18 protein-coding genes are annotated in these 19945 nt (G+C 69.4%); 12 read left to right on the forward strand and 6 right to left on the reverse strand.

Annotated features, from left to right (window positions below; genetic code table 11):
- Nucleotides 1-233: 233 nt before the first annotated feature.
- The 6 genes from ACWFR3_RS32850 (at nucleotide 234) to ACWFR3_RS32875 (ending at nucleotide 5896) form a co-directional block, all read left to right on the forward strand.
- Nucleotides 234-3455 (forward strand): hypothetical protein, encoded by a 3222-nt coding sequence (locus tag ACWFR3_RS32850; RefSeq protein ID WP_453738321.1) that lies wholly within the window; start codon nucleotides 234-236, stop codon nucleotides 3453-3455.
- Nucleotides 3456-3654: 199 nt separating this feature from the next.
- Entirely contained in the window at nucleotides 3655-4095 is a 441-nt protein-coding gene (gene panD / locus ACWFR3_RS32855; protein ID WP_453738322.1) for an aspartate 1-decarboxylase, read from the forward strand.
- Entirely contained in the window at nucleotides 4092-4442 is a 351-nt protein-coding gene (locus ACWFR3_RS32860) for a GNAT family N-acetyltransferase (protein WP_453738323.1), read from the forward strand. The genes panD and ACWFR3_RS32860 overlap by 4 nt, the downstream gene beginning before the upstream one ends.
- Complete coding sequence (locus ACWFR3_RS32865; RefSeq protein WP_453738324.1) at nucleotides 4436-5095, forward strand: aspartate/glutamate racemase family protein; 660 nt, start codon at nucleotides 4436-4438, stop codon at nucleotides 5093-5095. Before ACWFR3_RS32860 ends, ACWFR3_RS32865 begins: the two co-directional genes overlap by 7 nt.
- A gap of 69 nt (nucleotides 5096-5164) precedes the next feature.
- Nucleotides 5165-5605: a nitroreductase family deazaflavin-dependent oxidoreductase gene (locus ACWFR3_RS32870; RefSeq protein WP_453738325.1), complete on the forward strand. Its 441-nt coding sequence runs from the start codon at nucleotides 5165-5167 to the stop codon at nucleotides 5603-5605.
- 102 nt (nucleotides 5606-5707) lie between these two features.
- Nucleotides 5708-5896, forward strand: a complete 189-nt coding sequence (locus ACWFR3_RS32875; RefSeq protein WP_453738326.1) for a hypothetical protein — start codon at nucleotides 5708-5710, stop codon at nucleotides 5894-5896.
- Between the two features lie 25 nt (nucleotides 5897-5921).
- Here ACWFR3_RS32875 and gndA read toward each other — a convergent pair whose 3' ends face one another.
- Nucleotides 5922-7364: an NADP-dependent phosphogluconate dehydrogenase gene (gene gndA / locus ACWFR3_RS32880; RefSeq protein WP_453738327.1), complete on the reverse strand. Its 1443-nt coding sequence runs from the start codon at nucleotides 7362-7364 to the stop codon at nucleotides 5922-5924.
- A gap of 99 nt (nucleotides 7365-7463) precedes the next feature.
- Between gndA and ACWFR3_RS32885 the strand changes: the two genes are divergently transcribed.
- Both ACWFR3_RS32885 and ACWFR3_RS32890 read left to right on the forward strand, forming a co-directional pair.
- Nucleotides 7464-8435, forward strand: coding sequence for an acetylxylan esterase (locus ACWFR3_RS32885; RefSeq protein WP_453738328.1), 972 nt, complete (start codon nucleotides 7464-7466; stop codon nucleotides 8433-8435).
- Between the two features lie 115 nt (nucleotides 8436-8550).
- Nucleotides 8551-9753, forward strand: a complete 1203-nt coding sequence (locus tag ACWFR3_RS32890) for a transglycosylase family protein (RefSeq protein WP_453738329.1) — start codon at nucleotides 8551-8553, stop codon at nucleotides 9751-9753.
- Between the two features lie 96 nt (nucleotides 9754-9849).
- Here ACWFR3_RS32890 and ACWFR3_RS32895 read toward each other — a convergent pair whose 3' ends face one another.
- The gene (locus ACWFR3_RS32895; RefSeq protein ID WP_453738330.1) at nucleotides 9850-10899 is read right to left on the reverse strand and encodes a DMT family transporter; all 1050 of its coding nucleotides are present in this window, start codon (nucleotides 10897-10899) and stop codon (nucleotides 9850-9852) included.
- A 423-nt stretch (nucleotides 10900-11322) separates the two neighbouring features.
- Between ACWFR3_RS32895 and ACWFR3_RS32900 the strand changes: the two genes are divergently transcribed.
- Genes ACWFR3_RS32900 through glgC form a run of 4 tightly spaced genes read left to right on the forward strand, consistent with a single transcriptional unit; the run spans nucleotide 11323 to nucleotide 15310 of the window.
- Nucleotides 11323-12060: a class I SAM-dependent methyltransferase gene (locus tag ACWFR3_RS32900; protein ID WP_453738331.1), complete on the forward strand. Its 738-nt coding sequence runs from the start codon at nucleotides 11323-11325 to the stop codon at nucleotides 12058-12060.
- A gap of 48 nt (nucleotides 12061-12108) precedes the next feature.
- On the forward strand, nucleotides 12109-12849 hold the full coding sequence (locus ACWFR3_RS32905) for an IucA/IucC family C-terminal-domain containing protein (RefSeq protein ID WP_453738332.1): 741 nt from the start codon (nucleotides 12109-12111) through the stop codon (nucleotides 12847-12849).
- A gap of 51 nt (nucleotides 12850-12900) precedes the next feature.
- Nucleotides 12901-14067: a glycogen synthase gene (glgA, locus tag ACWFR3_RS32910; RefSeq protein WP_453738333.1), complete on the forward strand. Its 1167-nt coding sequence runs from the start codon at nucleotides 12901-12903 to the stop codon at nucleotides 14065-14067.
- 22 nt (nucleotides 14068-14089) lie between these two features.
- Entirely contained in the window at nucleotides 14090-15310 is a 1221-nt protein-coding gene (gene glgC / locus ACWFR3_RS32915) for a glucose-1-phosphate adenylyltransferase (protein ID WP_453738334.1), read from the forward strand.
- Nucleotides 15311-15335: 25 nt separating this feature from the next.
- Here the strand turns inward: glgC and ACWFR3_RS32920 are convergent, their stop codons facing one another.
- From ACWFR3_RS32920 to ACWFR3_RS32935, 4 genes are read right to left on the reverse strand one after another with little or no spacing between them, the layout of a single operon-like run.
- Nucleotides 15336-16325 (reverse strand): ABC transporter permease, encoded by a 990-nt coding sequence (locus ACWFR3_RS32920; protein WP_453738335.1) that lies wholly within the window; start codon nucleotides 16323-16325, stop codon nucleotides 15336-15338.
- Nucleotides 16326-16354: 29 nt separating this feature from the next.
- Complete coding sequence (locus ACWFR3_RS32925; protein ID WP_453738336.1) at nucleotides 16355-17320, reverse strand: ABC transporter permease; 966 nt, start codon at nucleotides 17318-17320, stop codon at nucleotides 16355-16357.
- A complete protein-coding gene (locus ACWFR3_RS32930; RefSeq protein ID WP_453738337.1) occupies nucleotides 17313-18833 on the reverse strand; it encodes a sugar ABC transporter ATP-binding protein in 1521 nt (506 codons plus the stop codon). The genes ACWFR3_RS32925 and ACWFR3_RS32930 overlap by 8 nt, the downstream gene beginning before the upstream one ends.
- Nucleotide 18834: 1 nt before the next feature.
- Nucleotides 18835-19932 carry an ABC transporter substrate-binding protein gene (locus ACWFR3_RS32935; RefSeq protein ID WP_453738338.1) on the reverse strand — a complete coding sequence of 366 codons (1098 nt, stop codon included), beginning with the start codon at nucleotides 19930-19932 and terminating at the stop codon, nucleotides 18835-18837.
- Nucleotides 19933-19945 lie beyond the last annotated feature (13 nt).

Here is a 19945-nt window from a genome sequence, read left to right on the forward strand (position 1 = left end):
CCTCGGCACCAGGTTGCTGTTGAGAGTGTCAACCAACGGGCTGGAGCATCAGTCTCCTCACCCAGCCCGCAGGTCATCGAAACGGACCACGTATTCCTCCGGCGGGCCTGGGGCGGTCGGGCGGGCGGCGCCGCTTGGCTATCGCTCCTCCCTAAGAGCAGTCGCCAAATCCTGCTATTGCCAGGTCTAGCGAGCTACCGGATGGTGTCGGTGGTTGTGGTTACGCTTCGTCCATGAGTGAAGGCAGTGGGTGCGTAGGTTCGGTTGAGCAGGGTGGGAGCTTGAAACTCATCCCGCTCGACGATCCCGTGTATGCGGCACCGACTCAGGTGACGGCGGTGCTGTTGGATCCGAAACTGGGACGTCTGCCCTTCCTCGAGATGCTTCCTGCGGATTTTGAGCGCCTCCTGGCGCGGATCCTCGTGGAAGTTGAGGGTTTGCGAGATGTCCGTCTATTCGGTACCCACGGGCAGAAGGACGACGGTCTGGACGTTGTGGGCCGTGCTGCAGATGGAACCTGGCATGGCTGGCAGGGCAAGCGGTACAGAACCTACGGCCCTGCCGATCTACAGACCACAGTAGAAGACCATACGCTGCGTGGGAGTGGCGAGTTTCCTGTCGAGGGACTTGTGGTGTGTGTGCCTTGTGACGTCACCCGCCAAGTCACCGTCAAACTGCGGAAACTGAGCGGATCTTTTCCAGATCTCAGTATCGCCCTGCTGGGGCCGGACGATCTGGGCGACAGACTTCGCAACCGTCCCGATATCGTCACTCAGTTCTTCGGCCAGCAGACGGCCGAGCGTTTCTGCTTGCCCGTGCCCGCCCCGCCGGTCATCGCAGCACCTGGGCTGGACAGGGCCGATCTTGCCGATGCGGCCCGCCGTTCGCCAGCCGAGGCACTCGGCGTGGGTGGTCTGCTGGCGGATGCTGCGCGGTTCGCCCAGGCAAACGACCACCGTGCCGCAGTCGGCAAGTTTGCGGAGGCGGAGGCTTTGCTCGTCCGATCGGGGTTCGACGGTCATGCCGCGTCCGTAGCCCGTCGTCGAGCCGACGCGCTGATCAAGGCAGGAGACCTGGACGAAGCCGCCTCCTTGCTGAGTGATGCCTTCTGGCAGCGCGCCGACGCTGGCGACGCTGACGGAGTCCGCAGCCTCAGTCACCGGCTGGGCGAGGCACTGCGCTCTGCTGCCGCCGAGCACCCAGCCGTGGACACGGCCGTTCACAGCACTGCAAGGCGGCTCTTCAACGTCATGGACTGCGCCCAGAACTTGCTGACGCATCCGTTCCCTAAGTCGGCGGCCCCCGCCCCTCTCCGGCAGAACCCGGACGGACTGGAGTCCTCGTTGGCCCGCCTTGCGGTGCTGGCTAGCGAAACCTCCGCCCTCGTCGACAGGGAGAGGGGCTGGATCACCGAAGATGCTGAGCGCTTGATGCAACTCGCCGACGCGATGACGGACGCCGATGATCTGCTCGCCGTGCGGCTGCGCCTCATCGTGGCTGACGCGACCGGCCAGTGGACCGACCTTGTCGACGCCGCTTACCGACGGCGGCATCGGCGGATCCTGTGTGCACTCATCCTCGCTCGGTACGCACGCCACCTGGCCATCACCGAAGGCTCGCCGGATGCTGCCGAGCTCTGGAAAGAGGCGGTGGAACAAGCCTGCCTGGACGGCCACAACGCCGACGCGGGCGAGTGGGTGCATGCGCGGCGGCTTCTGCACCAGCGAACGGTCCCTATGGCCATGCACGGGATCGACGATCTCGACCTCGCCAAAGCGCTTCTGGCGCGTCCAGGTCGATCTCGGCTGTTGGCTGCCGGGGATCTGCTGACCAAAGGCGTCGGCGCATTGCACGATAAGAACTTGCGGGCTGCTGCCTTGGCCTTGCGTCAGCAGGTCCGCCTCAGTGCCGCTTCAGGACGCTGGTTTGACGAGCACATCGCCCGGCGTCGGCTGGCCGAAGTACTCCTAGAGGCCGAGGAGTTCGACCGGGCAGCCGACCACGCTGTTGCGATCGGCGAGACCAAGATCGCCAAGAATGTAGCCATTGCCGCCTCAGAGTATTTCGTGGATGTCACCCACCGGCTCGGCTCCGCGCCGTACTGGGAGAAAGCGACCGTATTCCGGCTCCTGGGGGAACAGGCCGATCTGCTCCCGGACGCACTCGTCAACGAGGTCGCAGACGCGGCTCTGGCCGCCACCTCCGAGGACGTTAGCGAGACTCGCTTCCCAGCGGGCAACCCTTCTCCTCGTCTCGCGGCGCATGATCTGCTCGCCGCTCTTGCGGGTCGCCTCGATCTGCCTCGTGCTGCGCGACACCTCAGCGCTCTGGCTCCTGTGGCACCCCGACCGAAGGGCACTTACTACCTGACGGATCTTGCGCAGGCAACTTTCCTTGCCGAGGTCGCGACAATCCATCCGGAACTTCGTGACAGAGCGCTGGACCAGATCCTGGCGATGCTCACCGGAGATCTCGGCAACACGAAGGCGCTGCGCCGTGCCAGCGAGCTGTTGCACCGGTACGGGCAGGGACGTATCGAGCAGCTGTCCGTGCTGGCCGGTGACGGATCCTGGACTGCGGCTGACGCCCTCACATACCTGGCCGACACCGCATCGGATGGCCGTCCGCCGAGCGAGGAGAGAGTCACACAGGCCAGACAGGCACTGGCTCGTCTCACAGCCTCGCGGGCGTACACTCCCGGCCGGATCGACTTCGGTATCGGAGAGGCGGTCGGCCGGGACGCCGCACAGATCCGCGTGCTGCCCGAGCTCGATCGCATCATGGCGATCCAGGCTCTGATCGACCGGGGTAAAGGTCCCGAAGCCTCATTCGACCGAGCAGACTGCATCGATGCAGCCGCCTCGATCGCTACCAGCCTCACCCAAGACGCCCCATGCGGTGGCCTCTGCGAGACCGCTTTGGAGGCCGCCGACCACGACAGCGGCCCTAATGCTGCCGACCTGGCGATGGGAGGTATGAACCACCAACTCAGCGGCTTCCGCCTAAACCTGGCATCAACAGAAATCAGGGCCCACTGGCTCCTGCTGGCGGCATGCGTCGCCCGGTCCGCAGAGCATGCCGAACAAGTTCGTGAGCGAATCCTTCTTGCCCTGCCAGCCCCCGCTGACGACGCCAGCTATCGCTTGGCACAGGCTCTCCAACTGCTGCCGCAGAAGGTCGTCGCACCCCATACCCTGCTGCTCGCCACGCACCCGCACTGGGCTGTTCGATCGCTGAGCGCCATCTTGTGGGCACGTCATGCGGAGGTGCCCGTCCAGCTGGGCTCATCGCTGGTTCGTGACCCCGACGTACGAGTGCGGCGCACTCTGGCCACCGAAGTAGCGGAACGGACTGATCTTCGCAGCAGTGCCGTGGCTACGTTGCTCGCAACCGACCCCAGATACAGCGTGCGCAGGCTCCTTGTTCGCTCAATTGCTGATGAGTCATCAGGCTAGACCGGGGCAGTCTTTCGTGCCTGCTCCTCGTCGACGGCTTCACGGCAGCTTGACTAGCCCCGATTGCGTAGGTGAGAAGCTTGCTCGCCGCAGCGCACGATGTTATGGAATGTCTTCGAGTCGAAGACGTACCGTTGTAGAGTGAAGGGCGCCCCTGACCTGCAGAAAGCTGGCAGGGAGCCGTCTTTCAGGAGTCCACATGCTGCGCACCATGTTCAAGTCCAAGATCCACCGCGCCACGGTGACCCAGGCCGACCTGCACTACGTAGGCTCCGTCACCATCGACGCCGACCTCCTCGACGCCGCCGACCTGCTGCCCGGCGAGCTCGTGCACATCGTCGACATCACCAACGGCGCCCGCCTGGAGACGTACGCCATCGAGGGCGAGCGCGGCAGCGGCGTCATCGGGATCAACGGCGCCGCGGCACACCTCGTGCACCCCGGCGATAAGGTGATCATCATCAGCTACGCCCAGGTCGACGACGCCGAGGCCCGCACCTTGCGGCCCAAGGTCGTGCACGTCGAGGGCGAGAACAACCGGATCGTGGCCCTCGGTGCCGACGCGGCCGCGCCGGTGCCGGGTGCCCAAGACATGGCGCGCAGCCCGCAGGCCGCGCCCGCCCTCCAGGAGAGCCGATGAGCAGCAGTGGGATCGAGATCCGCGACGACCGGGCGCGCGGCGTCCTCGAAGCGCGTGCGGACGGTGAAGTGGTCGGGAAGATCGTCTACTTCACCCTGGACGCCCCCGAGTCCGCCCTGGTGCCGGTGCACACCGGAGTGGAGCCCGCGCACGAGGGCAAGGGCATCGCGGGCTCGCTGGCCAGGGAGCTGTACGCGATGGCGGCGCGGGAAGGTATCGCCGTCGCGCCCCTGTGCCCGTACGTCACGAAGTGGGCCGAGCGGCATCCCGACGAGGCGCCCGTCCCCTCGCAAGAGCTGGCCGCTGCCGCCCGGGCCAAGCAGAAGGCGGACCCGACCACGTGGTGACGCCGGCGCTTGCCCTCCTGCACACCTCGCCCGTGCACGTCCCCGTCTTCGAGGGGCTGCGCGACCAGGACCATCCGGGGTTCGCCCTGCGGCATCTCGTCCACGAGGACCTGCTCGCGCGGGCCCGGGTGGAGGGGCCGGACGCGGTGGCCGACGACGTCCAGGGGTTGCTGGAGCGGGCCGTCGCCGAAGGCGCGGACGTCGTGCTCTGCACCTGCTCGACGATCGGCGCCGTCACCGAGGCCCGCGCCGCGGCCCTCGGCGTGCCCCTGGTGCGGGTCGACCGGCCCATGGCCGCCGAGGCGGTGGCCGCGGGGCGGTCCGTGGCCGTCGTCGCCACCCTGGAGAGCACCCTGGGGCCCACCCGCGCCCTCGTCGAGGAGGAGGCCGCCCGCGCCGGGCGGCCCGTCGACGTCACGACGGTCCTGGTGGAAGGGGCCTGGGAGCGCTTCGAGGCCGGTGACGGGGAAGGCCACGCACGCCTGATCGCGGACGCCGTCGATGCCCTGGAAGGCGTCGACTCCGTCGTCCTCGCCCAGGCGTCCATGGCCCCGGCGGCGGACCGCGCCACCCTGCCCGTACCGGTCGTTTCCAGCCCGCGCCCCGGCCTGCGCGCGGCTGTTCTCCGGTGTGGTGAGGGCGTCAAGTCGTAGGCTGCACGCGGGAGGTGAGCAGTCACTCACCTCCCGCGTACACCTTCGACTTCATTCACAGGAGCGGACATGGCGCAGCAGGACGAAGAGGTCGTGATCAGCCCCACCGGCTGGGTGGCCAAGCAGGCCCGGCAGTACGAGGAGTCGGGCGGCCTCACGGGCACCGGCGTGCAGGGCGTCACCTGCCTGCTGCTCGACTACCGCGGTCGGCGCACGGGACAGTTGCGCCGCACCGTACTGATCTACGGCCGCGACGGCGACGACTACCTCATCGTGGCCTCCAACGGCGGAGCCGACGAGCACCCCCTGTGGTACCTCAATCTCGTCGCGGAGCCGAACGTACGGCTCCGTGTGGGCACCGAGGAGCGGTTCGACGCCCGCGCCGAGACGCTGTCGGCCGAGGAGAAGGTGCGGGTCTGGCCGGGCCTCGTCGAGCTCTTCGCCCCCTACGCGGACTATCAGGCCAAGACGGATCGCGACATCCCCGTCATGCGGCTCACGCGCACCTAGGACCGAGATCGGACGACGCGGGGACGCGTGGACTCGCCGGGCGTGGGCACGCGAGGCGGGAGAGAGTGGACACGACCGATCTCCGACGTCGATGGAGGAGACATGACCGTCCCGTATCCCGACCCCGCGCCGCCGAGCCCGATCCCCGACCCGAACGGGCCGAGTCCGGTGCCGGACCCCGAGCGCCCCACACCGGGCCCCGGCCCCGTGCCGCGGCCGTCGCCGGGCCCGCCGCCGACCCCGCTCCCGCCGCCGGGACCGGAGCCCGAGACCGAGCCGAAGCCGGTCTGACGGCGGGCTCGGCCGCCGGGCCCGCCTAGGCCTCGACCTCGGAGCGGTCCCCGCCCCACAGGGTGTGGAACGAACCCTCTTGGTCCGTACGCCGATAGGTGTGCGCACCGAAGAAGTCCCGCTGTCCCTGGGTGAGCGCGGCCGGCAGGCGGTCCGCACGCAGCGCGTCGTAGTACGCGAGGGCCGCCGAGAAGCCCGGCGTGGGGACACCCTGCCGGGTGGCGGCGACCAGAACCGCACGCCAGTCGTCCTGGGCCGCGCCGATCTCCTGCGCGAACGTCTTGTCCGAGAGCAGGCTCGGCAGCTCCGCGTTCGCGTCGTACGCGGCGCGGATGCGGTCCAGGAAGGCGGCGCGGATGATGCAGCCGCCCCGCCAGATGGCGGCGACCGCGCCGGGGTCGATGTCCCAGCCGTACTGCTCGCTGCCCGCGGCGACCTCGTGGAAGCCCTGCGTGTACGACACGATCTTCGAGGCGTACAGCGCCTGCTCGACCTGGTCGGCGAACGCCCCGGCCTCGGCCTCGTTCAGCTGCTGCGCCTTCGGGCCCGGCAAGTCCTTTGACGCCTCGCGCAGTTCGGAGTGGCCCGAGAGCGAGCGGGCGAAGACCGCCTCCGCGATGCCCGACACCGGGACACCCAGGTCGAGGGCGATCTGCACGGTCCAGCGGCCCGTGCCCTTCTGCTCGGCCTGGTCCTGGACGACGTCCACGAACGGCTTGCCCGTCGCGGCGTCCACGTGCTTGAGGACCTCCGCCGTGATCTCGATCAGATAGGAGTCGAGGCGGCCGGTGTTCCAGGTGCGGAAGATGTCCGCGATCTGCGCGGGGGAGTAGCCCGCCACCTCGCGAAGCAGCTGATACGCCTCGGCGATCAGCTGCATGTCCGCGTACTCGATGCCGTTGTGCACCATCTTCACGAAGTGCCCCGCGCCGTCCGGACCGACGTGCGTGACGCACGGGGAGCCGTCCTTCGCCTTCGCCGAGATCTTCTCCAGCATCGGGCCGAGCGATGTGTACGACTCGGGGGAGCCGCCCGGCATGATGCTCGGGCCGAGCAGCGCGCCCTCCTCGCCGCCCGAGACGCCCGTGCCGACGAAGTGGATGTCCTGCTCGCGCAGTTCGCGCTCGCGGCGCCGGGTGTCCGCGAAGTGCGCGTTGCCGCCGTCGATGATCATGTCGCCCGGCTCCATGAGCGGGGCGAACTCCTTGATGACGGCGTCCGTGGGATCGCCGGCCTTGACCATGATGACGAGGCGGCGCGGGCGCTCCAGGGCCGCCACGAACTCCTCGGCGGTCTCGGTGGCGATGAAGTCGCCCTCGTCGCCGAACTCCTCGACCAACGCGTGCGTCTTGGCCGCCGTGCGGTTGTGCAGGGCGACGGTGTAGCCGTTGCGGGCGAAGTTGCGGGCCAGATTGCGCCCCATGACCGCGAGGCCCGTGACACCGATCTGGGCTGACGTGCTGCTCATGCCGTGGCTCCTGGGAGTGGAAGTGCCGGTGGTGTTCGCCAGTATTGCCCCGCGGCGTAGCGTGACATCCCGACACTGTGTCCGACGGAGGAGCCGCCCGTGCCCCATTTCGACATGCCGCTCGACGAACTGCGCCGCTACCGACCCGACATGAGCGAACCCGAGGATTTCGACGCGTTCTGGGAGAAGACCCTTTCGGCCGCACGTGAGCACGACATCGACGCGCGCTTCGTCCCCGTCGACGCGCACCTGAGCACGGTCGACGTCTTCGACGTGACGTTCGCCGGGTTCGGCGGCCACCCGGTCAAAGGTTGGCTGATACTGCCCGCCGGAACGACCGAGCCGCTGCCCGCCGTCGTCGAGTACATCGGATACGGCGGCGGCCGCGGCCTCCCGCACGAGCGGCTGCTGTGGTCGGCCGCGGGCTTCGCGCACTTCGTCATGGACACCCGGGGGCAGGGCAGCGGCGGCTCGGCGGGCGACACCCCCGACCCGGTCGGCAGCGGGCCCGCCTACCCCGGCTATATGACGCGCGGCATCGAGGACCCCCACGAGTACTACTACCGGCGCGTCTTCACCGACGCCGTCCGGGCCGTCGAGGCGGCCCGGACGCACCCCCTGGTGGACTCCTCGCGCGTCGCCGCGGTCGGCGGCAGCCAGGGCGGCGGGATCACGCTGGCCGTCGGGGGCCTGGTCCCCGATCTGGCGGCGATCGCGGCCGACGTGCCGTTCCTGTGCGACTTCCCGCGCGCCACGACCCTCACCGAGCGGCCGCCGTACCGGGAGATCGCGCTCTACATGAAGGCCAAGCGCGGCGCCGAGGAGCGTGTCTTCCGTACGCTCTCGTACTTCGACGGCGTGCACTTCGCGGCGCGCGGCACGGCGCCCGCACTCTTCTCGGCGGCGCTCGAAGACATGACGTGCCCGCCGTCCACCGTGTTCGCGGCCCACAACTCCTATACGGGATCCGAGCGTTCGATGGAGGTGTACTCCTTCAACGATCATGAGGGCGGTGGACCCTACCAGCAGAGTGTTCAACTCCGCTGGATTCCGGAGCACTTGAAGAGTTGACCGGACGGGTGCCCCCTCGGCGACGCACCCTTGTCACGGAACGGCAGAACCGGCTAACTTGCCGCCTTGTCGTGTGTCTGACGTGACTGAGATGTGTGTGACTGAGGGGGCTCCCATGGCCGTACGCGGTCGTCACCGCCGGTATCAGCCGAACCGGATCAACCGTGCGTCGCTGACCGTCACCGCGGGCGGCGCCGGGATGGCGCTCCCGCTGATCGGCACCGGCACGGCAGAGGCGGCCGATGTCGACACGTGGAACAAGGTCGCCGCCTGCGAGTCCACCAGCAACTGGAGCATCAACACCGGCAACGGCTTCTACGGCGGCCTCCAGTTCAAGCAGTCCACCTGGGAGGCGTACGGCGGCACCGCCTACGCCCCGCGTGCCGACCGGGCCTCCAAGGACCAGCAGATAGCCGTCGCCGAGAAAGTCCTCAAGGCGCAGGGCCCCCGGGCCTGGCCGGTCTGCTCGGAGCGGGCTGGCCTGACGCGGGGCGGCGACGCACCGGACATCACGCCGATGGGTGCCACCAAGGCGGCGGCCAAGACCCCCAAGCGCGAGGTCAAGGACGTCAAGCCGGAAGTGACCCCGCAGTCCGCCGCGGGCCGCGGCCAGATGTACACGGTCGTACGGGGCGACACGCTCTCCGGGATCGCCGACGAACGGAAGGTCAGCGGCGGCTGGCAGCAGTTGTACGAGGCGAACCGCCGGACGATCGGCGGCGACCCCGACATGATCACGCCGGGTCAGCGGCTCGCGCTGCAGGCCTCGCAGAAGAAGTCGGGGAAGGCAGAGGCCGCGCCCAAGCAGCGGGCGGAACCCAAGCAGCAGGCCAGGCCGAAGCCAAAGGCCGAGCCGAAAAAGGCCGAGCAGAAGAAGCCAGAACAGAAGAAGGCGAAGTCCGCGCAGGCCGCGCAAGGATTCTCCGCACCCGTGGCGGCCTCGCCGAGCACTCCGTACCGCGCGGCGGGCGGCTCCTGGTCAAAGGGCTACCACACGGGCGTCGACTTCCCCGTGGCCACCGGCACTTCGGTGAAGTCCGTCGCCGCGGGCACGGTGGTGTCGGCCGGCTGGGGCGGCTCGTACGGCTACGAAGTGGTGATCCGGCACGGCGACGGCAAGTACTCCCAGTACGGCCATCTCTCGGCGCTCACCGTGAAGTCCGGCCAGAAGGTGGGCGCGGGGCAGCGCATCGCGCGCTCGGGGTCCACGGGCAACAGCACGGGCCCGCATCTGCACTTCGAGGTGCGGACGGGGCCCGGTTTCGGCTCCGACGTCGACCCGCTCGCGTATCTGCGGGCCCGGGGCGTCCGGATCTGACGCACAGCACAGGGCCCGAAGCATTCAGAGGACCGGGTCTTGCAAGACCGAAGCCCCCGGATTCCCCGGGGGCTTCGGAATGTGCGATGTGCGGCTTCAGGAGCCGACGTGCTCGCGGCCGTGGCGGAACAGCACCCGCCGGTGCGATCCGGTCGCGGGCTGCGTGGGTACCGAGCGCAGTTCACCGGCCCGCAGTTCACCGGCCCGCAGCTCGTCGGCGCTCAGTCCGTCGGCGGGCGGCTCGGGGGCCACGGCGTCCGCCGCCACGGGGCCGCCCTTGGCCACCGGCGCCTTCGATGCCGCCGTGCCCTGCTGTGCGCCGATCCGCTCGGTGGTCAGCAGGATCAGACCGCCCGCCGCGACGACGCCGAAGCCCAGGGCGACGGCCGTACCCGCGGAGCCGTAGCGGAACGATTCGCCGAAGAGCGTGAGGCCCACCGCGGCCGCCACGACCGGGTTCACGACCGTCACCGTCGACAGCGGCGCCGCCAGGCCCGCGCCGCGGTACGAGGCCTGCGAGATCAGCACACCGGCCGACGCGAGAACCGCGATCACGGCGAGGGCGGGCACCTGCTGCGTGAGGGATACGCTCGCGTCCAGGTCCACCGCCACCGTCTTGGTGAACACCGAGGCGATACCGAAGGCGACGCCCGCCGCGCTGGCCAGGAGCACGCTGCGCACCACCGGATGCCGGTGCACCGCGTGCGCCACGACCATGAGCGCCACCACGACGCCCGCGGTCACCAGGGCCACCATGACCCGCTCGGTGTCGTCCAGGGACTGCGCGTCGGCCGACTGCGTCAGCGAGAGCAGTCCCGCGAGGCCCACCGTCGCCATGATCGCGCCGCGCCACGCGGTGGCCCCGGCCTTGCGGCGCACGAAGAGCGCGGCCATCGGCAGGGCGAAGACGATGGTCAGGGCGCCGAGCGGCTGTACGAGGCTCAGCGGCCCGTACGCGAGCGCTACCACATGCAGCAGCGCACCGAGGCCGTTGAGGGCGATGGCGACCCACCAGGCACCGCGGCGCAGCGGTGCGTACCGCCGCTCCGGCGTGCTGACGGCGACCCGCTCCTGGAGAATGGCCCCGCCCGCGTACGCGACGGCGGATACGAGGGAGAGCACCACGGCGAGCGTGAGGGCACTCATGAGGTGCTCCACGGCTTGCGATGCGCCCCTTGGTGGGCCCGGGGCGTCCGGTGCGGCGAACGGTCGGCTTCCATACTCACTACGATCTCGCGGATTTCGCTCCACGTCGTCGTACCTCAGCAGGCATTGGGTCCTACTGCCGATGGAGTACTAGCCGGGAGATGTCCTCCCCCGGGTGGGTTACGCAGCGGTTCGGTGGATCATCCAGAGTCTCGGAAATTCTTGCGTGAGCGCCCCTCGGAACAGCCCCGTCCCGGCCACCGGGAGGCGTGTGGGCGCGCCGGTACACCTCCGCCGGGCCCCTGCCCCGCCGCCCCGCTCCCGGGCCCTCGAACGCCGACCTATGGACGCTCGCGTACACCGTTTGACCTGGGCTTTTGCGATGTCCGACCGTATTGTTGGCCCTCGTGGAAAGGGGTCCGGATGAACCGGAACATACGCACGGTCGACGACGTCCTGAAGCTCATGGACGGCTTGTTCGCGCCGGAAGCCGATCGCTGGACCGCCGGCGCGGGGGACTGGTGGGACGGCTTCTACGCCGACCGGGACCGGCCGGTGCCGTTCTTCGTGGCCAAACCGGACGAGAGCCTTGCCTCGTACGTCGAGCGGGGCCCGCTCACCCCCGGCAGGGCCCTCGATCTGGGCTGCGGACCCGGCCGAAACGCGCTGTATCTGGCCGCCCGGGGATTCGAGGTGGACGCCGTCGACCTCTCCCCGGCGGCCGTCGCCTGGGCCGGGGAGCGGGCCCGCGAGGCCGGGGCGGACATCAGGTTCCGCTGCGGCGACGCGTTCGCGCTCACGCAGGCCGAACTGAGCGGCCCGTACGACCTGATCGCCGACTCGGGCTGCTTCCACCACCTGCCGCCCCACCGCCGCGTCAGCTACCTCGCCCTCCTTGAGCGCGCCCTCGCCCCCGGCGGCCACCTCGCCCTCACCGCCTTCGCCGCCGGAGAGGAGGGTTCCGGCTCCGACCTGCCCGACGCGGACTTCTACCGCGGGTCCGGGCTGAAGGGTGGCCTCGCCTACACGCCCGAGTCCCTGCGCTGGATCTTCTCCGACCTCACTGAGGTCGAACTGCGCCGTATGCGCGACGAACCCGCCGACTCCGCGTACTTCGGCGAGTCCTTCCTGTGGACGGCCCTGTTCCGCAAGGACGCCTAGGCTCCGCCAGGACGCGTAGGCTCCGCAAGGACGCCTAGGCTCTGCGTCGTGAAAGCCCCTCTCGACCTGACAGAAGTCGGCTCCGTCGGCGGATTCTTCGCCCTGCGCACCGGAGCACCGCCGGGCGGCGCCCAAGTGGCCTCCCTGGCGCGGGTGTACGCGGGCGACGACGGGCCCCTCGCATTCCGCGTCGGCAAGGTCGCCGACCGGATCGGGGCGCCCGACACGCGCATCGCGGTCTCGGTGGCACAGCTGGGGCTCGCGGCACGGCTGTGGTCCGTGGCGCTCGGCTCGGCGGCGCTGCACGGCGAGCTGCCCGACCTCGACCCGGCGCTGCTGCACTGGGACGCGGACGGCAGCTCCCCCGACGACCTGTGGCTGACGGACGTGACGACGCGGCCCGCCGACGCCGCGAGCATCCGGGACATCGTCCAGGACGGCCATCTGGCGCCCCTGGCCGACGCCCTGCGCGCCCGGTACCGGATCTCCGCGCGCCTGCTGTGGGGCAACGCGGGCTCCGCACTCGCCGGAGCGGCCCGCGAGCTGGACACCTGGGCCCGCCGCACCGGACGTACCGACGTGTCGGAGCGCGCCCGTGCCCTTGCCGTCGAACTCTTCGACCACCCCGACCTGCGCGGCACCGGAACCCTGCGCGCCACGACGTTCCGCCGGCGCAGCTGCTGCCTCTACTACCGCTGCCCGAACGGGGGTGTGTGCGGGGACTGCTGCTTCGACCGGCCCCCGCAGAGGTCGGTGCGGGGCTCTTCCCCGCGGGGCGCTTCTGGGTGACCATGAGGGGGCGGGCGACCGGCGGCTGGGGTGGACGGACGGAGGTTCTGCGTGCGAGTAGGACTGCTCACCCGGGAGTATCCCCCGGATGTCTACGGCGGAGCCGGAGTCCATGTCGAGTTCCTCGCACGGGAGTTAGGGGCCCTCGTCGACGTCGACGTGCACTGCTGGGGGAGCGAGGGGGCCGCCGACGGCCTCATGCGCCACCAGGCCTGGGACGCCCTGGACGGTGCCAATGACGCCCTGCGGACCTTCTCCGTGGACCTGTCCATGGCGGCCTCCCTCACGGGCTGCGACCTGGTCCACTCCCACACCTGGTACGCCAACCTGGCGGGCCACTTCGGCAAGCTCCTGCACGGCATCCCGCACGTCATGACCTCGCACTCCCTAGAGCCCCTGCGCCCCTGGAAGGCCGAGCAGCTGAGCGGCGGGTACGCCCTCTCCGGCTGGGCCGAGCGCACCGCCGTCGAGGCCGCGGACGCCGTGATCGCCGTCTCGCGCGGCATGCGCGACGACATCCTCGGCTGCTACCCCGCCATCGACCCGGCGAAGGTGCACGTCGTGTACAACGGCATCGACACGAGCCTGTACCGCCCCGACCCCGGCACGGACGTCCTCGAACACCTGGGGATCGACCCCGGCCGGCCCTACGTCCTGTTCGTCGGACGCATCACCCGGCAGAAGGGCGTGCCCCATCTGCTGCGCGCCGCCAAGGAGTTGGACCCGGCCGCCCAGCTCGTGCTGTGCGCCGGAGCCCCCGACACCCCGCAGATCGACGCCGAGTTCCGCACCCTCTTCGAGGAGCTGAGCCAAGCCCGCGGGGGAGTGCACTGGATCCCGGAAATGCTGCCGCGCGAGCAGGTCATCCAACTCCTCACGCATGCGCGGGTGTTCGTCTGCCCTTCCGTGTACGAGCCGCTCGGCATCGTCAACCTGGAGGCGATGGCCTGCGGCACCCCGGTCGTGGCATCGGATGTCGGCGGCATCCCCGAGGTCGTCGCCGACAAGAGCACAGGGCTCCTCGTCCCGTACGAGGAGAAGGAGCCGGCGGCCTTCGAGGCGCGCCTTGCACAGGCCCTGAACGAGCTGGTCGACGATCCGCGCGCCGCGACCCGTATGGGCACGGCCGGACGCGACCGCGCCGTCAGGGAGTTCGGCTGGGACGCGGTCGCGCGACGCACGGCCCGCGTGTACGAGGAGTTACTCGAGTCCAAGTGATCCCAGTTAAGGGGGCGGCGCGATGCGCGGTGGACCTTCGGTGCTCGGAATAGTCCTGGCGGGCGGTGAGGGAAAGCGCCTCCAGCCCCTCACGGCCGACCGGGCCAAACCAGCGGTCACGTTCGGCGGCACATACCGCCTCGTCGACTTCGTGCTCTCCAACCTCGTCAACGGCGACATCCTGCGGATCTGCGTACTGACCCAGTACAAGTCGCACTCCCTGGATCGGCACGTCACCACCACCTGGCGGATGTCCAGCCTCCTGGGCAACTACGTCACCCCGGTCCCGGCGCAGCAACGCCTGGGCCCGCGCTGGTACTTGGGAAGCGCGGACGCGATCCTGCAGTCACTCAACCTCGTCCACGACGAACAGCCCGACTACATAGCGGTGTTCGGCGCCGACCACGTCTACCGCATGGATCCCCGGCAGATGCTGGGCCAGCACTTCGAGAGCGGTGCCGGGGTCACCGTGGCGGGCATCCGCGTGCCGCGCGCCGAGGCGTCGTCCTTCGGAATCATCACGCCCGCGCGGGACGGCACACGCGTCGAGAGCTTCCTGGAGAAGCCCGCCGACCCGCCGGGACTGCCGGGATCACCGAACGAGGTGTTCGCCTCCATGGGCAACTACGTCTTCACCACGAAGACCCTCGTCGACGCGATCCAGCAGGACGCCGAGGACGACAACTCCAAGCACGACATGGGCGGTTCGATCCTGCCCATGCTCACCGAGCGGGGTCTTGCCCAGGTGTACGACTTCGACGACAACCACGTGCCGGGGGAGACCCCGCGCGATCACGGCTACTGGCGTGACGTCGGCACGCTCGACTCGTACTACGAAGCGCACATGGACCTGATCTCCGACCAGCCGGTGTTCAACCTGGACAACCGGCGCTGGCCCATCTACACCCATCCGGGCGGTCTGCCGCCCGCCAAGTTCTGTGCGGCGGGCATCGCGAGCGAGTCCATCGTCAGCCCCGGCTGTGTCATCCGGGGGCAGGTGACGCGCTCCGTGCTCTCGCCGGGTGTGGTGATCGAGGACGGGGCGGTCGTGCAGGGCTCGGTCCTTCACGACAACGTCCGCGTGGGCCGGGGAGCGGTGGTGCGCGGCGCCGTCCTCGACAAGAACGTGGACGTCCCGCCCGGGGCGACGATCGGAGTCAACCCCGAGCGGGACGAAGAGCTGTACACGGTGTCGAAGGGCGGCGTGATCGCGCTCGGCAAGGGACAGATCGTCCCCATGTAGCGGGCTGCCTGCGGGAGCCGGGTGCCTACAGCACCCGGCGTCTGCGGCCCAGCCAGGTCTGCGCGATCACCACGAGTGCCAGGAAGGCGCCGCTGACCACCTGTTGGTAGGCGGAGTCGAGCGAGCCGATCTGGTTGATGACGTTCTGGATGACCTTCAGGAGCAGCACGCCGACGAGCGACCCGCTGATGAATCCGAAGCCGCCGGTCAGCAGCGTGCCGCCGATGACGACCGCGGAGATCGCCTCAAGCTCCATGCCCGAGCCGAGGATGTTGACGCCCGAGACGAGCCAGGCCGCGTTGAGCGCGCCCGCGAGGCCCGCGCAGAGACCGGAGATGGTGTAGACGGTGACCTTGGTGCGGGCCACCGGCGCGCCCATGAGCGCCGCCGCGTCCTCGTTGCCGCCGACCGCGTACACGTACTGGCCGAAGCGGCTGCGGCGCAGGACGACGGCGCCCGCGACGAAGAGCGCAAGAGTGATCCAGACCGGGACCCCGATGCCGATGAGCTTTTCCTGGCCGAGCGTCGCGAAGAACGTGTCCTTGTCGACGAGGTAGGTCTTGGAGCCCTCGTCCGTGACGGACAGGAGGATGCCACGCGCGCCCAGCATCGCGGCCAGCGTCACGATGAAGGGGGCAAGCCGTGAGCGGGCGATCAACAGGCCGTTGACGAGGCCGATGAGTCCGCAGACGGCGAGCGGCAGCAGCAGTGCCACCGCCGTCCCGTACTGCGAACCCCAGGCCGCGAGCACTCCGCCGAGCGCGAAGAGCGAACCGACCGAGAGATCGATGCCGCCGGTGATGATCACGAAGGTCATGCCCAGGGCGACGACCGCGAGAAAGGCGGAGGAGACCGCCATATTCTCCAGGTTGTCGGCGGTCAGGAACGTGTCGAAGCTGAGCGACGCCGCGATGACGGCGACGACCAGGGTGACCAGGGCGCCGTGCTGCTGGGCGAGTGCGCTGACGCGCTCGGAGCGGCTCGCTCCGGTCTCCTCGTCCTCTGGCTTCTTCATGGGCTTGGCGTCGGATAGGACGGTGCCGGTCACCGCTTGCCCCTCTCCCGTGCCGCGTAGACGGCGAGAATGATCACTACGGCCTGGGCGATCTGTGTCCAGGAGGGCGGCAGATCGTGCTTGATGAGCGTGGCGGTGAGCAGCTGGATCAGTACGGCGCCCGCGACGGTGCCGCCGATCCGTACGCGCCCGCCGCTGAGCGGCGTGCCGCCGACCACGACCGCGGTGATCGCGGACAGTTCCATGAGGTTGCCCAGCGAGGTGGGATCGCTGGCGGTCAGACGTGCCGTCGCGAGGACGCCCGCGATGGCGGCGAGCGCGCCGGAGCAGACGTACACGAGGATCAGGACGCGCCGTACGGGCAGTCCCGCGAGGCGCGCGGCCGGGCGGCTGTCGCCGATGGCCAGGAGCTGGCGGCCGAAGGTGGTGCGCCGGACGACGAAGGCCACGAGAAGTGCGAGAGCCGCGGCGATCAGGACGAGATAGGGGATGCCGAGGAAGTCGCCGGAGCCGAGCGATGCCATCGTCGGGTCGCGGACGTCCTTGAGCTGGGGGAGCAGCACAAGGGCGAGTCCGCGGCCCGCGACCATCAACGCCAGCGTCGCGACGATGGGCTGGACGCCGATGAACGCGATGAGGGAGCCGTTCGCGATGCCGATGGCCGCGCCGCCGATGATCGCCACGATGAGCGCGATCCAGGTCCCGTAACCCAGGTAGAGGGAGAGCAGGGACGTGGAGAGCGCCATGACCGAGCCGACGGAGAGGTCCACGCCCTCGCTGCCGATGGCCAGGGCCATACCGAGGGCGACGATGAGGACGGGGGCGACCTGGACGGCCTGGGTGCGGAAGTTCTCGGCGGAGAGGAAGTGCGGGGTGAGGAAGATGTTGAGGATCAGCAGGACGGCTACGCCCAGGTAGACGCCGTAGTCCTGGAGGTAGCGCAGGACGCGCTCGCGGTCGGCGGGGGCTTTGCCTCCCAGGGCCAGGTCAGTCATGGGAACCCCCGGTGGTGGCTATTGCTCGCATGAGGGCGTCCTCCGTGACCTTGGAGCCGGTCAGTTCCTCGATCACCGTGCCGTCCTTGAGGACGATGACCCGGTCGGAGCCCTCGATCAGTTCCTCCATGTCGGAGGAGATGAGGAGCACGGCGAGGCCGTCGTTGGCCAGTTCGTCGATCAGCTTCTGGACTTCGGCCTTGGCGCCGATGTCGATGCCCCGGGTCGGCTCGTCCAGGAGGAGGACCTTGGGGTTCATCGCCAGCCAGCGGGCAAGCAGGACCTTCTGCTGGTTGCCGCCCGACAGTTCGCCCACCTTCTGGTGGGGGCCCGACGCCTTGATGCGCAGGCGCTTCATGAAGGTGTCCACGATCTTGTCGATCGCCGACTCGTCCACCAGGCCGAAGCGGGACAGGCGGGGGAGTGCGGCCAGTGCGATGTTCTCGCGGACCGAGAGGCCGGGGACGATGCCCTCGGCCTTGCGGTCCTCGGGCAGGAGGCTGATTCCGGCGCGGATGGCGGCGGGCGGTGAGCCGGCCCGCACCGGGGCCCCGGCGATCAGTACGCTGCCCGAGTCGGTCGGCAGCGCGCCCGCGATCGCCTTTGCCGTCTCGCTGCGACCCGAGCCCAGCAGACCGCCCAGGCCCACGACCTCGCCGGGGCGGATGTCGACGGACACGCCGTGCAGGTAGTGACGCATCGACAGATCCTGTGCCTGGAGCACGGGTTGGGTCTCCGGCGCGTGTTCCCCGGAGAATTTGGTGACGCCCTCCTCGCGGACCTCACCCACCTCGCGGCCCAGCATCAGGGAGACGAGACGGAGCCGGTCGAGCTCCGCGATCGGTCCCGTGTGCACCAGCTTGCCGTCGCGCAGCACGGTGACGGTGTCGCACACCTCGTAGAGCTCTTCCAGGCGGTGGCTGACGTAGATCACCGCGATGCCGCGGTCCCGCAGCATCCGGATCACGCCGAACAGGGTCTGGACCTCGCGCGGTTCGAGCGACGACGTCGGCTCGTCCATGATGACGACCTGCGCGTCGACCGAGACCGCGCGGGCCAGGGCCACCATCTGCTGGGCACCCACGCCCAGTTCCCGCAGCGGACGGCGTACGTCGACACGTACACCGAGCCGCTGCAGGGCCTCGTCCGCCTCGCGGTGCATCCTGCGGAAGTCGATGAGGCCGAGCCGGCCGCGTGGCTCGCGGCCGAGGAAGAGATTGCGGGCCACGCTCATCAGGGGGACGAGGTTGACCTCCTGGTAGATCGTGGAGATGCCCGCGTGCTGCGCGTCGAGCGGGGTGGCGAAGCTGACCTGCTCGTTCTTGTAGGTCAGCTCGCCCCCGTCCGGTGCGTACACGCCCGTCAGTACTTTGATCAGGGTCGACTTGCCCGCGCCGTTCTCGCCGATCAGGGCGTGCACCTCGCCGGCGCGAGCGGTGAAGTCGACCCCGTCCAGGGCGCGTACGCCCGGGAACGTCTTGCTGAGGTGGGTGACCGAGAGGACGTCCGACATCTCAGTACGCCTTGCCGAGGTCCGCCTTGGCGTTGTCCTTCGTGTACGCGCTGTCCTTGATGACGATGTCCTGCGGGACCTTGGTGCCCTTGGTGAAGGTGTCCAGGGTCTGGAAGGCGAGCGGGCCGAAGCGCGGGTTGGACTCGATGACACCGGAGATCCAGCCGTCGACGATGCCCTGCACGGCGTTGCGCGTGCCGTCGACCGTCACGATCTTCACGTCGCCGGCCTTCTTGCCGGCTCCCTTGAGCGCGTTGACGGCGCCGAGGCCCATCTCGTCGTTCTCGGCATAAATCCCGTCGATGTCCGGCTTCGACTGGATGAGCTGCTCGGTGACCTGCTGGCCCTTCTCGCGGGCGAACTCACCGGTCTGCTTGAAGACGACCTTCAGATCGGGGGCCTTCTCCTTGATGCGGTCCTCGAAGCCCTTGGTGCGTTCGGTGGTGACGTTGTTGCCCGCCGCGCCGAGCAGGATCGCGACCTTGCCCTTGCCGCCCGTCGACTCGATCATCGCGTCGGCCGCACGCTTGCCCTGCTCGACGAAGTCGGAGCCGATGAAGCTCACGTAGTCCTTGCAGGCCTTGGCGTTGATCTTGCGGTCGATCGTGATGATCGGGATGTGCTTGGCGGAGGCCGAGCGGAGGACGGGCTCCCAGCCGTCGGAGTTCAGCGGGGCGATGACCAGGAGGTCGGCGCCCTTGGCGATGAGGTCCTGGACGTCGCTGATCTGCTTGGAGAACTGCGACTGGGCGTTGGCGGTGAGCAGCTTGACGCCGCGCTTCTTCGCCTCGGCCTTGATGGACGCCGTCTCCGCGATGCGGAAGGGGTTGGCCTCCTTCTCCGACTGGGAGAAGCCGACGGTGGCGCTCTTCAGGTCGAGCTTCTTGCCGCCGTAGGCGTCTATCGCGCACGTCGGGCCGCTGCCCTCGCTGGGTTCCGAGACGACCTGACCCGAGTCGCCCTGGTCCTGCGATGCGGAGCTCTTGTCACCGTCGTCCTCGGACTTGGCGCACCCGGTGGCGAGCGCGAGGCTCGCGGCGAGACCGGTGGCGAGGAGGGTCCTGGCTGAGATGCGGCTAAGGCGTGTGGTCGGCTTCATGGAGTCCCCAAAA

The sequence above is a fragment of the Streptomyces sp. NPDC055189 genome, from assembly GCF_053606765.1.